We start from the raw sequence: 15,000 nt of genomic DNA, 5'->3' as shown, positions 1-15,000 counted from the left end.
AAATGTGAGTTGATATGAGAAAAAAACTTTTACGCTGTACCGGTTCTCTTCTTTCCCTAGTCTCAATGCTGTCTGCTCAGTCTGTGAAACTGATGGATGATCCCGGTTTTGTTTCTTACGCTACCTATTACATCAGTTCTATCGATTTGTCCACTGGTGCCAGTGATGTTCAGTTTTTCGGATTCCGCATGACAGAAGAGTCCGGTAAATATACCTCACTGGAGGATCCTGAATATCAAGTGTGGGCATCACTTGAGTTTGAAGTGTCCTTGCTATCCCGGTCACTCGGTATCACCGAACCTACAACGGTGATAAAAATGCAGACAGCACCTTTCCAGATGAAGGCTGATTTGCGAATTTCAAACACCTCTCTTTCCATACAGACAACCTCTCTTTTCGATATGGCAGTGCCGCCCAATGAAGTACCTCTTACGGGAAGATTGATAGAATCTATCGATATTTCCAAGTTCGAGGATTTATTAAGTGCTGTAGTTACCACAGGTAAACTAGCCGATGGTAATTATACCTTTCGAGTATTGGTGCGTTCGGGGCCATCCTCGGACGAAGGAAGTTTGATTGTCACTGATGAGGTTATTGAAACAATTGTTGTTACGACGCCAACCTCTCTTAACCTTCTGGGTCCGGGTGGTGCCTTGGCTGATTCCTCCCAGAACGTCATCTTTTCACCCTATCCCATCTTCCAGTGGGAGACTGAGCCGTGTTCAGGCTGTGAGTCCTACATCCGCATAGCGAAATTCGACTCTGAATCTCATAGTTCTCCTCAAGAAGCTATCCAGGGTGTAACAACCCTGCCTATGGATCAGACAAAAGGGTGGGAGCCTGTAGGGTTTGCCACCAATTTTCAGTATCCTCTTTCCGATGCTATCGATCTTGAACCTGGTCAGACTTATGTATGGCAGGTTCAGAAAAAGCTGCCCACCACGGAGGGAGCCGAATCATTTACGAGCCCCATTTTCGCTTTCAAACTGGCGGATCTGACAGATACACCCTCGGCCGGCTTCGATGTGATGCATCCCGTTTTACAACAATTGATGGAGTTGATGGGAGAGGGTCAGTTCCGAGCCTATTTTGGTCCCGAAGGCGATCTTAGCGGCTTTGATCCGTCAGGCACTTATGTTATTAACGGTATGGAAGTGTCCGTAGATGAAGTTTTCAGGGTGCTCCGTCAGTTTAGTGAAGGATCCACTAGCATCATCAGCATAGCGGTAGAATGAGAACTTTATCTTCGCAAAGCTCTATGCACACCCTTCTAATTCTAGGATTGGGTTTGTCAGGGACACTCTTTGCTCAACAGGCAACAGTGGCCGTTATGACAAAAGTTAAAGGGAATGTGGAAGTTCGTCACGGAGGTTCAGATGCTTCTTATAATGTGGTAAAAGCTGGTGAACTCTTGAACGATAAAGATTTTATTCGGACAGGAGCTAACGCCTTTGCAGTACTTATCTATCTTGATGATAAGAGTATGGTGAAGCTAAAAGGGAATACGAATCTTGGAATCCGTGGCAAACGCGTCGGCAAAGGTCTTGAAAAGAATCTTGAAATAACCGGTGGAACGGTAAGGGCAGTGGTATCTAAACAGCGTCGCGGGGAGTTTTCAGTTACCTCGCCGACAACTGTGGCGTCTGTGAAGGGAACTTCATTTTGGATGATTACTAACAGTCAGACCGGTGATGCTGTCTATAATGAGGAGGGGGTTGTCCAACTTACGAACTTAGCTTCTGGTGATGTCCTAGATCTACTTGCGAATCAGACCTGTCTTTCAACACCTGACGGTAGTTTGACAGTTTCAGCCACCATTGCCTCAGATATTCCTGTGGATGAGGATGATACGGGTGATGTACCTCAGGAACTGAGGATCATCATGATGGGTCCAGACGGACAAGAAAAAGTATTGATCATTAATTACAATTGATCAATTTTTTCATCGTTTTAGATTTATAATTATTAATTTTTTTTCTTTCTGGATGATTCGTTCATTTAATTACACTTTCTTTTTGGTTTTATTTTCCAGCTTTGCTCTCCAGGCACAGTTCTCTGGTAGAGTTTTGCATGTTCCTCCTGCAGGTGCGGTGGCAGGTCAACCTGTTACGCTAGAGGTTATTGTTGATGGTTCCGGTCAAGTAGTTGAAGCACGACTTTTTCACAGAATTGCCGGTCAATCCGGTTATCAGGAGCAAGATGTAGTATTCGTCAGATCGACTTGGCAGGGCACTGTCCCGGGCCATCTTGTTTCGGAGGAGGGGCTGGAATATGCATTTGTCTTTAATCTTTCAGACGGTTCCTCATTGGGGTATCCTGAACGGGATCCACTCTCCTCACCCAAGTTTATTAATGTAGCACCGGCACCGGCAAAGCCGACACCAACCCGGTCACCTGTTAGACAGACAGGTCCTCGGCTCGCCTCGCAAGTGCTTGTTCTCAGCCCCAATGAAGGGGAGCTTGTACAGCAGAAAGATGTTCTGTTGGCCGTTTCGCTCTTCAGCGTGAACGGTGTGGATCCAAACCAGGTTCGGTTTTTTGTTGATGATCAGGATGTGACGGCTTACGCCGAAATCACTACAGATATAGCAACTTACATAGCGCCGGAGCTCGAGGTTGGTCTGCATACCGCCAGAATCGAAATTGTGAATATCTACAGTTATGAGCTGGAACCGACCACTTGGACATTTGCTGTGGGGGGGAGTGGTTCACAAATAGCTGCGGCAGCGGCGGAATTTGAATATACCGGAAAAATAAGATCGGATTTTTCTCTTAATCAGGTTAGCGGCACTACTCTTTCGGTGGGTGAAACCACAACTACCCTTGAAGGTGGCTGGGAATGGTTCAAAATACGGGCTGATATCAAACGTTCAACTCAAGAGAACCTTTTTGCACAGTCAAAGAACAGGCTCTCGTTCACGGTTCGCTCCAGCGATTTTGTCACCATCCGGATGGGTGATTTCACACCTGTGCTTTCACCCTATCTTGTTGAGGGGAAGCGTGTGCGCGGTGTGGGGACAGATTTCAATCTAAAATGGCTGCGTCTCCAGACGGTGAGTGGTGAACTGGAGCGGCCAATCCAGGGATATCTTACAGATGACAAGTCTTACAAGATCACCGATATCACAACCGATTCCACGGGCCTTCCTCTTTACATATTGGACAGACGGGGTTACACCTTTGCCCGGCAATATATAGCGGGGCATTTGGGGATTAATCTGTTCAACCGGGTACATTTTGGTGTCTTCGGACAAAAGGCGAAGGATGAGCTAGGCTCTGTCCTTCCACAGTTAAACTCCGCAAACTTCACTGTACCCGATTGGCAGAACTCTATCTCTGTGGCTGGGATCGATTCCGGGATCTACTCTTTCTCAAATTTTGAGACTGCTCTACAGGGAGTAGGATCATATGAACTCGCAAAGCAAAACTGGGGCGGCGAGAAGCCGATGGACAATATCGTTGGCGGGTTCGATTTCGGTTTCAGTTTTGATGACCGCCGCCTAGTTTTTGAATCGGCTTGGGCAATGAGCATGCTCAACAGAAACATTTGGGACGGTTCCATGAGTATTGCCGATCTGGACACTGCCCTTGATGACAGTCTGGACGACTATATCGGCAGGTCATATGATGAGAATGGAAAAGTGACCAGCTCCGGGTTCTCTGTAGAAGGTCTTCCTGACCCAAGTCAGTTTGAAGATGTCTTTGTTGCCAATATTTATATGACTCCCCTCATTCCTATAGACATTCAGGCAATACAAGAAACACCTCTTGCGGCAGTGATGAATATGCCTTCATCCGCTTATAACATGAAAATTCGCGCATTCTACTACGGTAACACAATCGAGATGAAATATTCTCAGGTTGGGCCGGAGTTCAAATCTCTGGCTAACCCTTATCTTTCATCGAATCTTAGAGAATTTATCTTCAGCGACCGTTTCAGGGTTTTTGATAACAAGCTTTCTCTGGGGTTCGAATACAAAAGCCGCAACAATAAAATTCTCCGGACTGTTGTTGACCCGTACAAACAGAAAACAAGCACTACCACAATGGCGTTCTCCCCGGGTGCAGGTATGGCCTCATTTTCAGGAAGCTTTCAAAATGTGCAACGGACCAACGAAAAAACAACACTGGATACATTGATCTATACGAGCTACACCGGTAAAGATTCCATCTCATTCATAGACAACCGGGAAGATACACAGACCAAGAACCGGTTTTTTTCAGTGAATGTGCCCATAATTGGAAATGGGCGAAGATTTAACTTTCTTTTGACATACAATTCCGTCGATGTTGAAGATCAGCTTGAAGCTCAGAGGACCCCCGGACATATTCAAAAGGCAGCTAATTCTGAGGCGCTCTCGCTCATTACATCGGCAAAATTTGCCAGCCCCCTTCAAACCACCTTGACCCTATCCAGATATAAAGTTCAGATTCCTCTCCAGTCAAGCGTCACTGTGAGCGAGAATGAATCCCGCCTCACCACAGTGGGCGGCAACGCATCCTATGGATTGTGGGGTGGTAAGGCAAAGCTTTCAGGGGGCCTTTCTCTCCTGAATGCCACGGGGATTTCTCAGTTTACCTTTATCGGTCTCAACGGTGGCGGCGAATTGAAACCTTTTGGTTCATTAGTTTTGCGAGCATCTCTCTCATCGAAAATCAAATCAACAGATGAGGGAACCGAAGTGGGAACATTGGCTGTGAAATTATCGGCCAATTACTTATTTTAGCTTTTGTGTTAATTTATTTTCCACATGAATACAATTCTTGAGCAGTTAAAGAAACAGGCCGTAGGGCTTGGTATAACCTTCGGCTCTCTTATCCTCGTCTTTTTGCTTCATAGTATAGGTGTTTTTGATACCTTCGAACTAAAGGTTATCGATCTCGCCTTTAAGACACGAGGCCCTCTCTCGGGCTGGATGGCACGTCAAGAGATACCGAAGGACAGTCTCGATGTTGTGTTGGTGGATGTGGATGACGAAAGTTACCGTCTGGTTCCATGGACATGGCCGTACCCTCGAGAAGTGTGGGGAATGGTCGTCAGAAACCTATCGAAAGCGGGAGCAAAGGTGATCGTTTTTGATATTCAGTTTGATGCACCTGATAGACAATCGGAATATCTTAAGGAGATTCGATCCAATCTTCAGGCAAGAGGGCTAAGTAAACTCGTGCCTGCCCACGGGGACAGCATATTCGCTAAAGCTATTGTTGAAGCGAAATCTAATGGTACTTCAATTATTCTTGCCTCAAAGCTTGTTCAAGAGTCTACCCGGGTTCCGCCACAGTATATTCAGTTTCCTAATGCCATTCTGCAGTCCGCAAATGCAGATTACGGTCTTGTGAATGAGAACCCTGACACAGATGGCTTTTCAAGGCAGTACTTTACTTTTATGACAATTGAGAGTTCTGACACGTTATATCCAACTCTCGGTTTGAAGGCTGTCCAAAATTTTCTAGATATTCCAGATACAACGATGCCTTTTTTCAATGAAGATGCAAGTAAACTTTCTTATGGGCCTTTAGAGATCCCCATATTTAGCTATCCTGGTCGATTTCTGGTTAACATATATGGTCCTAGCTCTGCACAGAATATTGAAGGTTATGAGGCTTGGAAGACTTTTAATCGATATCCTCTCTCAAACGTTGTGGATGTGGAGGATGTTGATCTTAACGATTTTGATGAGGATACGGACTGGATGAGCCAGTTTCTTCCAGGAGAAATTCCTCAATGGCTCAAAGAGATTGAAGACCCTGAGACCAAGGCTCAATTGATGGAAGAACTTGGCTTAGGAAAAGACTTCGACATTACACAATCGCCTTTCTACAACAAGATTGTCCTCATTGGCGTCTCCGTAGAAGTACTCCACGATGTCAAACAGACCTCTTTCTTTACCTTTGCAGGCGAGCAGAATCTCTTACCCGGGGTAGAATATCACGCCAATGCAATTCAGACCCTGCTAGATCAAAATTTCATTGACGTTTATGGCGGGGAAATAAGTTGGTCTAGTGATTCACGCGCCGCACATATCCTGCTAATCGCTGGGTTATCCATATTTGCTTATCTATTTATATCGTTTTTAAACCCGTTGTTGGCCGGTGTCTGCATTTTAGTGGAGATTCTTGTTTTTCTTAGTTACGCCATAGGTGCATTCACGAGCGATTCGCTTTGGCTTGTGAAGAGACTGACCGGGAATTGGGATAGCATCAACGTACCCGGTTTGCACGATTCAACTTTGGTGCTTGTAGTTGCACCCATTTTCGGTGTATTTATCACGTACACCAGTAATGTTTTGTACCGGATTATTGTTGAACAGAAGGATAAACGGTTCTTGAAAAACACATTCGGTACGTACGTTTCACCTGACCTCATTGATCAGATGTACGATTCGAAACAGGAGCCTAAACTTGGCGGCGAGGCCGGTTATAACACTGCATTCTTCTCAGATATCCAGAGCTTCTCTTTATTTTCTGAAGTGCTGGAGCCAGAGCGAATGGTGGCATTGATGAACGAATATCTCACAGAAATGACGGATATTCTTCTCGATCACCACGCCACTCTGGATAAGTACATCGGTGACGCCATAGTGGCTTTCTACGGTGCGCCTGTTCCAGTGGATGACCACGAATATCTTGCCTGTATTACTTCTCTTGCGATGGAAAATCATCTCAGTGATCTCCGCCAGAAATGGGCAGAATCGGGCGATTGGCCTGATATTGTCCACAATATTCGTCACCGCGTAGGACTCAATTCCGGTGACATGGTGACAGGCAACATGGGCTCCAAGATGAGGATGAACTATACCATGATGGGTGATACTGTAAATATTGCCGCCCGTTTGGAGGCATCGGCTAAACAGTACGGTGTCTACATCCAGGTGGCTGAGAATACGTACAACGCCGTCAAAGACAGATTTGAATGGCGATTCCTGGATAATGTTCGTGTTAAAGGAAAGACGCATCCTGTAAAGGTTTTTGAGCTGTTGGCGGAGAAGGAGGGGCTGAGTGGGGAATACTCAAAACTGATACCGGTGTTTCGTGAAGGTGTCGATTTCTACCTTGAACAGAAGTGGGATAAGGGTCTGAAGGCCTTTAAGGAAGCCGAGACTATGGAAGAAATGTTTCCCACCCGGCCCACGAACCCTAGCGCCGTATATATTGAACGCTGTGAATACTTAAAGGCGAATCCGCCCGGTGATGACTGGGACGGCGTCTGGACGTTGACCCAAAAATAGGATTTACTGAGATACCATCCGGCAGACGATTTATATCTGTCCATTACTAACCTTTAGGTGATGAATCCAACTTTCCGTGGCAAAATTCTCTGGGTGGATGATGAAATCGATCTGCTCAAACCCCACATTCTATATCTCGAAGAGAGGGGCTATACCGTGGAGAAAGTGACGAACGGCCGGGACGCTCTCTCCGCCACTGAGAGTGAAAATTTCGATCTGATGCTTCTTGATCAGGTAATGCCCGGAATGGACGGCATCTCTACCTTAAAAGAGATGAAAGAGAAAAGTCCTCATATTCCTGTTATCATGATTACAAAGAACGAGGAAGAGTGGCTTATGGATGAGGCCATTTCAGAAAAAACGGCCGGTTATCTCACCAAACCAGTGAATCCAAGCCAGATATTCCTCGCCTGTAAAAAGATTTTAGAGGAAGAGAAGATCCTTGAGAAGAAGACTGCCGACGCTTATCTGGAAGAATTCCAAGCCATCGAAAGTGCCCTTATCACAGCTCGTGAAATAGAGGACTGGTGGAATCTTTACAGCCGGCTGGCTGGGTGGCAGCTTGAGTTGGACAGCCGTAAGGAGTTGGGACTTAACGATACGCTGGACGATCAGCTCCGCTCTGCCAACAGGGGATTCGTGAAATATGTGACAGACAACTACAGAGACTGGATACACTCAGAGAGAGGCAATCGCCCCACACTTTCTGTGGACGTGGTTTCTGAAAAGATTGCTCCTCTATTGAAAAAAAATGAAAAAGTACTATTCGTAGTGGTGGACTGTTTCCGTTTTGATCAGGCCCTGGGGATTTTGCCCCTAATTCAGAAGCTATTTCAGGCTGAGGTCGGATATCATGTTTCGTTACTTCCGTCAGCTACACCATTTGCTAGGAACGGAATTTTCAGTGGTCGTTTTCTATCCGAAATCCAGGATCAGGAGCCGGAGCTGTGGCAAAGGACGACCAACAGTGAGTCTAGCATGAATCTGGGCGAGCCTGAGATGTTCAAGAACTTGCTCAGAGAACTTCTCGGCTGTGACATTAACCACGCCTATCACAAAGTCAACATCGCAAAGGAAGGACAGAGGTTTTTGACTCACATGAAGGAATACAGTGATTTGTCGATTATCGCACTGGTGGTCAATTTTGTCGATCTTCTGACACACCACCGGGCCGTATCGGACGTACTTCAGGAGATGATACCGGACGAATCAGGTTACCGTTCCCTTGTTCAGACCTGGTTTGCTAACTCGTGGCTATTGGAAGTGTTGAACACCGCCGCCGAAATGGACTATACTGTCGTTTTGACCAGCGATCACGGCAGTATTCGTGTCCGACGGGGGGTGAAGGTTGCGGCGGACCGGGAAACGTCTAAGGGGGTCAGGTACAAATACGGCCGAAGCCTTCAGTGCCCGGATAAACATGCTCTCGTTATTAAGCGTCCAGCGGACTACCGTTTGCCCGAAATGCTCACCGGAACAAACTATCTCATCGCTAAAGAAGATGTCTATTTCGTATATCCCACACAGTATCATAAATATCTGGGTCAACTTCAGGACAGTTTTCAACACGGCGGTATATCGCTTGAGGAGATGCTGGTTCCCACCATTACGCTCAGGAGGCGGTGAGTGGGCGAACGGTTGAACACCAAATCACCCGAAGAAACATTTAGTGGGGGGAAGGATTTCGCCAGGTCCCTTGTTGCAGGGGATGTGGTAGCTCTTGCCGGTCCCATGGGGAGCGGAAAGACAGTTTTTACGCAAGGTATCGCATCAGGTCTGGGCGTCGAGGATGTTGTCAATTCACCCACGTTCAAATTGGTGGGGGAGTACGATTCCGATCCACCCCTTTACCATTTCGATTTCTACCGTATAATATCAGCAGCCGACCTCGCCGCCTTGGGTCTTGACCACTACTTTGGTTGCGAAGGGATTTGTGTGATTGAGTGGTCTGACCTCTTTCCGAATGTGATTCCCCGGAAGGCTATCCGGGTCTCCTTTAATCGCATTGGCGAAGGTGAACGCGAAATTTCCATAGAGAGGACCGAAGCTGAAGCTATTGGCAATTGAAACGGCCTCTTCTGTTTGCGGAGTGGTGCTCATGGACGGGGAGGAGGTTCTGGCTTGCCGTGAAGAAGTATTGGATCGGGAACACGCCGAAAAACTCCCACATTTTTGCGAGGAGGTTCTGGAAGAAGGTGATACAGACATCTCTAAACTTTCCGCTGTTGCTGTCTCCATAGGCCCCGGCTCGTTTACGGGACTGCGGATTGGCCTCAGTTTTGCCAAGGGGGTTGCTTTCAGCGGTGATCTATCTCTGGTTCCAGTGCCGACACTCCTGGCCATAACCGAGAACTGCGGGTTAGAATTAGGTGATGTCGAAACTGTTCTTTTTTCACATAAGAATTATGTGTATCATCAGAAATTTTTTAAAAGAGCTGATATTTGGGAGACTAAGAGTCTGGCTGTGTCAGCCACATGGGAAGAAGCTGTGACAGAGGTTCCCAAAGGTGGTCAGCTTGTCCATTACGGTTGTGATCAATTCCTGGACAGCTATGTTGATGGTGTGAACGTATACCAAGGCGTCCCTTCTGCCAAGGCTGTTGGTAGGATTGCGACGAACCGTTATTCTGAACTGGCTGTGAAAGAATTCCACGCTTTCGAGCCAAATTACATTGCTTCCTTTCAGATCGGCGGAAAAGCCGCCTCTTGAGTGACATTGGATTACTGTGGAAGAATGACCAAATTTATTAGCTATGACTCCATGGTTTAAACGGCAGAAGGAAAAGGTCACAACTACCAAAAAGAAGTCCATTCCAGACGGACTGTGGGAAAAGTGTCCCAGCTGTGAAGAGATTCTCTTCAGGCGGGAATTGGTGAAGAAAATGATGGTATGCCCTCACTGCCAGTTCCATTTTCGATTGGAGCCGGAGAATTACTTGAAAATCCTCTTTGATGAGTATGGTTATAAAGAACTGAATCCTCAGCTCCGCTCAGCTGATCCGCTGAAATTCAAGGCGAAAAAGAGCTATTCGGTTCAGCTAAAGGAGGCCATAGTCAGAACGGGCGGTCCTGATGCCATATCCACTTATGTGGGTAATCTTGGGAAGCACAAGATTGTGTTGGGTGTCATGAATTTTTCTTTCATCGGGGGCAGTATGGGCTCGGTGGTGGGAGAGAAGATGTCCCGGGCCATTGATTACGCGCTGGAGAATTCAGTACCGCTGGTAATGATCTGCGCCTCAGGCGGTGCCCGTATGCAGGAAGGTGTATATTCCCTCATGCAGCTTGCAAAAATTTCAGCGAAGCTTGCCCGTTTTTCCGAAGCGAGGGGTCTTTACATTTCGATTCTCACTGATCCCACAACCGGCGGCGTTAGCGCAAGTTACGGGATGCAGGGGGATGTAATTCTGGCTGAGCCTGGCGCTCTTATTGGGTTTGCTGGGCCGAGGGTTATAAAGCTGACCATTGGCGAGGACCTACCGGAAGGATTTCAGCGGTCTGAATTTCTCGTGGAAAAAGGATTCGTGGACAGGATTATTCACCGGAAAGAGATGAAGGAAGTTTTAACCCGGATTCTCGAATTTGGACATCAAAGGGTTGAAGTTAATGCCTGAACCTCTTATTCTGGTTACCAACGATGACGGCATATACTCGAAAGGTATCTTTGTCCTCCAGCAGGCTGTGGCTAGAATTGGTGAGACCGTGGTGGTAGCGCCGGAAACTGAGAAGAGTGCTGTGGGACATGCCATTACAATTTCTGATCCTATTCGCATCAAGGAATTGGAAAGAGAAAACGGTTTTTCCGGCTATGCTGTGGCAGGGACGCCTGCCGACTGTGTGAAGCTGGCCATCAAGGTGATTCTAGAGAGAAAACCGGACCTAGTGGTCTCAGGTATCAACAGAGGTGCAAATATAGGAATGAGCATTCTCTACTCTGGTACGGTCTCCGCAGCTACTGAGGCGATTATCCTAGGCGTTCCGGCTTTGGCAATTTCGCTGGATGCTTGGGTCTCTCCCGATTACAGTTACGCGGCAAAGGTTGCTGATCGGTTTGTCAGAGTCACTCTTGAAAAAGGAATTGCTGAAGGAACAGCTTTGAATATAAATGTTCCTAAAACGCCCAACGGAAAAGCTAAGGGTGTTCGATTTACTAGGCAAGGGACTAGCAATTATGAGGAGCGCTTCGACAGAAGAGTTGATCCGAGGCAGCGAGTTTATTTTTGGATGGATGGTGAACTGGTGTCATCTGAGGTTGATCCGCATATTGATGACGTCGCCTTGCGGGACGGCTATGTGTCAGTGACGCCACTTCACTATAACCTTACAAGCGAGAGTGCACTGGAAGAATTGAAAGAGTGGGAGGAATTTGTGAACATTGAGACATAAGCAGACTGTTCTCATCATCGATTACGGCTCTCAGTACACCCAACTCATTGCTAGGCGGATTCGGGAGCAGAATGTTTACTCTGAGATACTCCCGCATTCTGCCACGAGTGATGAAATAATTCAACGCTCTCCCATAGCGGTAGTATTGTCTGGAGGACCGGACAGTGTCTATGCTAAGGGTGCTCCTACTCTCGATTCTGCTGTCATAGAGATGGATGTTCCTGTTCTCGGCATTTGCTACGGATTTGGGCTTCTTATGAACCACGATGGTGGTGTTGTGAAAGCAAACGGTCAACGTGAGTACGGCTTTGCTGAACTGTCCATTGAGAACGGCGGCAAGCTGTTCAACGGAGTTACAGACAAGACGCAAGTGTGGATGAGTCACGGCGATGCTGTGGATGAGTTGCCAGGGAATTGGTCAGTCCTGGCCCGTTCCGGCAACGGTGTTTTGGCAGCTGCTGAAAGGGATGGTGGACTGGTTCTGGGAACTCAATTCCATCCTGAAGTGATTCACACTATTGATGGGAAGCAGATTTTCTCTAACTTTCTATTCAGTGTGGCCAGGTGCAAGAAGGATTGGACGCCGGCATCTTTTGTGACCTCTACTGTTGAAGAACTTCGTGAGGCTTTGGGGGATGAGAGAGTTCTCTGTGCCGTCAGCGGTGGTGTGGATTCTTCGGTGATGGCGAAACTGATCTACGAGGCTATTGGAGACCAGCTTAGGTGTGTTTTTGTGGATCACGGTCTGCTTCGAAAAAATGAACCGGACTACATCCAGGGACGACTGAGAGAGAGCCTTGGTTTCCCCATTGAGCATCACGATTTTTCAGATAATTTCCTCTCTAGACTCAACGGTGTCACTGATCCCGAGAAGAAGCGAAGTATTATTGGTGAACAGTTTATCCGCTCTTTTGAATCTGCGGCGCAGGCCGGTGGTGACTTCAAATTTCTTGCCCAGGGGACCCTCTACCCAGATGTGATCGAGAGCGGTGGAGTCCGGGGGACAGCCGATGTAATCAAATCTCACCACAATGTTGGTGGCTTGCCGAAAGATATGGAATTTGAGCTTATTGAGCCACTTCGTGAACTTTTTAAGGACGAAGTACGGGATGTGGGGAAGGAACTTGGACTTCCTCCCGACGTATTAGGGAGACATCCGTTTCCCGGCCCTGGATTGGGTGTTAGAATCATAGGTGAAATCACAGAGGAAAGAGTGGAAATCCTGCAAGAGGCTGATCACATCTTCATCGAGGCGTTGAAGGCACACGAAATTTATGACGAAATCTGGCAGGCTTTTGCCGTGCTGGTTCCAGTGAAAACGGTAGGCGTCATGGGTGATGAGAGAACTTATGCCAATCTAATCTCTCTTAGGGCGGTGACCAGTGTGGACGGGATGACCGCCGACTGGTACCGATTGCCGGAGAATGTTTTGGCGGAGGTATCAAACAAGATTGTCAATTCGGTGGCAGGGGTGAACCGTGTGGTGTATGATGTGAGTTCTAAGCCGCCCAGCACCATTGAATGGGAGTAACTGAATAATTTTGAAAGGTTAAGCCATGTGTGGAATCGTCGGATATATCGGTAATAAAGATGCCGTCCCTATCCTTGTTCAAGGTTTGAAACGTCTGGAATACAGAGGGTATGATTCGGCGGGTATCGCCACGGTGGATAAAGGCGTTAACAAAGTTGTGAAATGTGAAGGGAAGGTGAGGGATCTGGAAAGATTGCTGGATGAGTCGACGATCCGGGGATCGGTGGGCATTGGACATACACGATGGGCGACGCATGGTGTTCCTAATGATATCAACGCACACCCCCATTCTGACGGTTCTGGCAAAATCTCACTTATCCATAATGGAATTATCGAAAACTACAGCACACTCCGGGAAGCTCTTGAAAGGGAAGGTGTTGAATTTCAGACAGATACAGATACAGAAGTGCTTGTACAACTTATTGGAAAAATCTATTCAGCTGATTCACTCTCATTTGCAGATTCAGTTCAAGTAGCACTCCAAGACACTGTTGGAACTTATGGTATTTTGGCTATTTGTTCTGATGAACCTGATACGCTCGTAGGTGCTAGATTGGGTAGTCCGCTTGTACTTGGGCTCGGTGACGGCGAGCAGTTCCTCGCCTCAGATGCTTCGCCCATTATATCCTACACTCGCAACGTTGTTTTCCTTGATGATGGCGATCTCGTTGAAATCAACAAGAGCAATTACGAAGTCCGCCGCATCGGTGATAACAAACCTGTAAACAAAGTTATTGAAAGGATTGAGTATAATCTGGAGGAGATCGAAAAGGGTGGGTTTCCTCATTTTATGTTGAAAGAGATTCACGACCAGGTCCACACCATTACGGATACCATGCGGGGCCGGCTGTCGTTGGAAACAGGAACGGCACACTTGGGAGGTATTGCTGATTATCTCCCGAGGATAGAAAATGCCAGCAGAATTTATATCACTGCCTGTGGAACCTCTTGGCATGCTGGCCTTATAGGAAAAAATCTTCTGGAGGAATTTGCTCAAATTCCTGTTCATGTGGACTACGCTTCAGAGTTCCGCTATCGGGAGCCCATTATCGATTCTAACACTGTGATCATCGCCGTTTCTCAGTCCGGCGAGACGGCTGATACGCTAGCGGCCATCCGAAAGGCCAAGGAGCTAGGCGCCCTGTCTGTGGGAATTTGCAATGTTGTGGGTAGTTCCATTTCCCGGGAGACAGATTGTGGCATTTACACCCATGCTGGTCCGGAGATCGGGGTCGCATCCACAAAAGCGTTCACTGCCCAGGTGACCGTTCTTTTCATGCTGGCACTCCATCTAGGCCGAAACAACGGCATGTCGATGGGTGAATGCGGCCGCTTGGCCAAGGCCATGTCTGAAATGGGTGAACAGGTAGAGGATGTTCTTTCTCAAAGTGATCATATTCTCAGCGTGGCTGAAGAGACGTTAGAGGCGGACAACTTTCTCTATCTCGGTCGTGGCCTCAATTTTCCCGTAGCACTGGAAGGGGCTCTCAAGCTGAAGGAGATCTCCTACATCCACGCCGAAGGTTACCCCGCTGCTGAGATGAAGCACGGCCCCATTGCCCTCATCGATGAAAAGATGCCGGTGGTGTTCTTGGCGCCTCACGACAAGACATTTGAAAAAGTTCTATCCAATATTCAAGAGGTGAAGGCCCGGCGTGGGCAGATCATTACTGTGACAGACAGAAAAACTTCCGAACTGGTGAATCTATCTGATCACATTATCGAAGTTCCCTCTTCGCACCCCAGAACTTTTTCAATTGTTGCTTCGGTGCCGTTGCAGCTCTTGGCTTATCACTTAGCTGTGCTTCGGGGGTGTGATGTAGACCAACCTCGAAATCTTGCAAAAAGTGTTAC

11 protein-coding genes are annotated in these 15,000 nt (G+C 47.3%); all 11 read left to right on the top strand.

Features of this window, described 5'->3' with window-relative positions; translation table 11 throughout:
• Positions 1-14: 14 nt before the first annotated feature.
• Entirely contained in the window at positions 15-1,235 is a 1,221-nt protein-coding gene (locus tag EYO21_00155) for a hypothetical protein (GenBank protein ID HIB02231.1), read from the top strand.
• Positions 1,232-1,933, top strand: coding sequence for a hypothetical protein (locus EYO21_00150; GenBank protein ID HIB02230.1), 702 nt, complete (start codon positions 1,232-1,234; stop codon positions 1,931-1,933). The genes EYO21_00155 and EYO21_00150 overlap by 4 nt, the downstream gene beginning before the upstream one ends.
• Positions 1,934-1,985: 52 nt before the next feature.
• A complete protein-coding gene (locus EYO21_00145) occupies positions 1,986-4,727 on the top strand; it encodes a hypothetical protein (protein ID HIB02229.1) in 2,742 nt (913 codons plus the stop codon).
• 24 nt (positions 4,728-4,751) lie between these two features.
• On the top strand, positions 4,752-7,229 hold the full coding sequence (locus EYO21_00140; GenBank protein ID HIB02228.1) for an adenylate/guanylate cyclase domain-containing protein: 2,478 nt from the start codon (positions 4,752-4,754) through the stop codon (positions 7,227-7,229).
• A gap of 60 nt (positions 7,230-7,289) precedes the next feature.
• On the top strand, positions 7,290-8,855 hold the full coding sequence (locus EYO21_00135) for a response regulator (protein ID HIB02227.1): 1,566 nt from the start codon (positions 7,290-7,292) through the stop codon (positions 8,853-8,855).
• Positions 8,856-9,296 (top strand): tRNA (adenosine(37)-N6)-threonylcarbamoyltransferase complex ATPase subunit type 1 TsaE, encoded by a 441-nt coding sequence (tsaE, locus tag EYO21_00130; GenBank protein ID HIB02226.1) that lies wholly within the window; start codon positions 8,856-8,858, stop codon positions 9,294-9,296.
• Entirely contained in the window at positions 9,286-9,939 is a 654-nt protein-coding gene (tsaB, locus tag EYO21_00125; GenBank protein HIB02225.1) for a tRNA (adenosine(37)-N6)-threonylcarbamoyltransferase complex dimerization subunit type 1 TsaB, read from the top strand. Before tsaE ends, tsaB begins: the two co-directional genes overlap by 11 nt.
• A 43-nt stretch (positions 9,940-9,982) precedes the next feature.
• Positions 9,983-10,843 carry an acetyl-CoA carboxylase carboxyltransferase subunit beta gene (locus tag EYO21_00120; GenBank protein ID HIB02224.1) on the top strand — a complete coding sequence of 287 codons (861 nt, stop codon included), beginning with the start codon at positions 9,983-9,985 and terminating at the stop codon, positions 10,841-10,843.
• Positions 10,836-11,615: a 5'/3'-nucleotidase SurE gene (gene surE / locus EYO21_00115; protein ID HIB02223.1), complete on the top strand. Its 780-nt coding sequence runs from the start codon at positions 10,836-10,838 to the stop codon at positions 11,613-11,615. The genes EYO21_00120 and surE overlap by 8 nt, the downstream gene beginning before the upstream one ends.
• The gene (gene guaA / locus EYO21_00110; protein ID HIB02222.1) at positions 11,605-13,146 is read left to right on the top strand and encodes a glutamine-hydrolyzing GMP synthase; all 1,542 of its coding nucleotides are present in this window, start codon (positions 11,605-11,607) and stop codon (positions 13,144-13,146) included. The genes surE and guaA overlap by 11 nt, the downstream gene beginning before the upstream one ends.
• 25 nt (positions 13,147-13,171) lie before the next feature.
• On the top strand, positions 13,172-15,000 hold a 1,829-nt coding region (gene glmS, locus EYO21_00105; GenBank protein HIB02221.1), incomplete at its 3' end, for a glutamine--fructose-6-phosphate transaminase (isomerizing).

It is taken from the genome of Candidatus Neomarinimicrobiota bacterium (assembly GCA_012964825.1).
Classification (GTDB): domain Bacteria; phylum Fidelibacterota; class Marinisomatia; order Marinisomatales; family S15-B10; genus UBA2125.
The sequence above is the reverse complement of the archived record's forward strand: the minus strand, read 5'-3'. Positions and strand labels throughout refer to the sequence as shown.

Bases quoted from the DNA above. Each gene is read 5' to 3' on its own strand.
- EYO21_00155 (HIB02231.1), top strand. From the start codon at position 15: ATGAGAAAAAAACTTTTACGCTGTACCGGTTCTCTTCTTTCCCTAGTC.
- EYO21_00150 (HIB02230.1), top strand. From the start codon at position 1,232: ATGAGAACTTTATCTTCGCAAAGCTCTATGCACACCCTTCTAATTCTA.
- EYO21_00145 (HIB02229.1), top strand. From the start codon at position 1,986: ATGATTCGTTCATTTAATTACACTTTCTTTTTGGTTTTATTTTCCAGC.
- EYO21_00140 (HIB02228.1), top strand. From the start codon at position 4,752: ATGAATACAATTCTTGAGCAGTTAAAGAAACAGGCCGTAGGGCTTGGT.
- EYO21_00135 (HIB02227.1), top strand. From the start codon at position 7,290: ATGAATCCAACTTTCCGTGGCAAAATTCTCTGGGTGGATGATGAAATC.
- EYO21_00120 (HIB02224.1), top strand. From the start codon at position 9,983: ATGACTCCATGGTTTAAACGGCAGAAGGAAAAGGTCACAACTACCAAA.
- surE (HIB02223.1), top strand. From the start codon at position 10,836: ATGCCTGAACCTCTTATTCTGGTTACCAACGATGACGGCATATACTCG.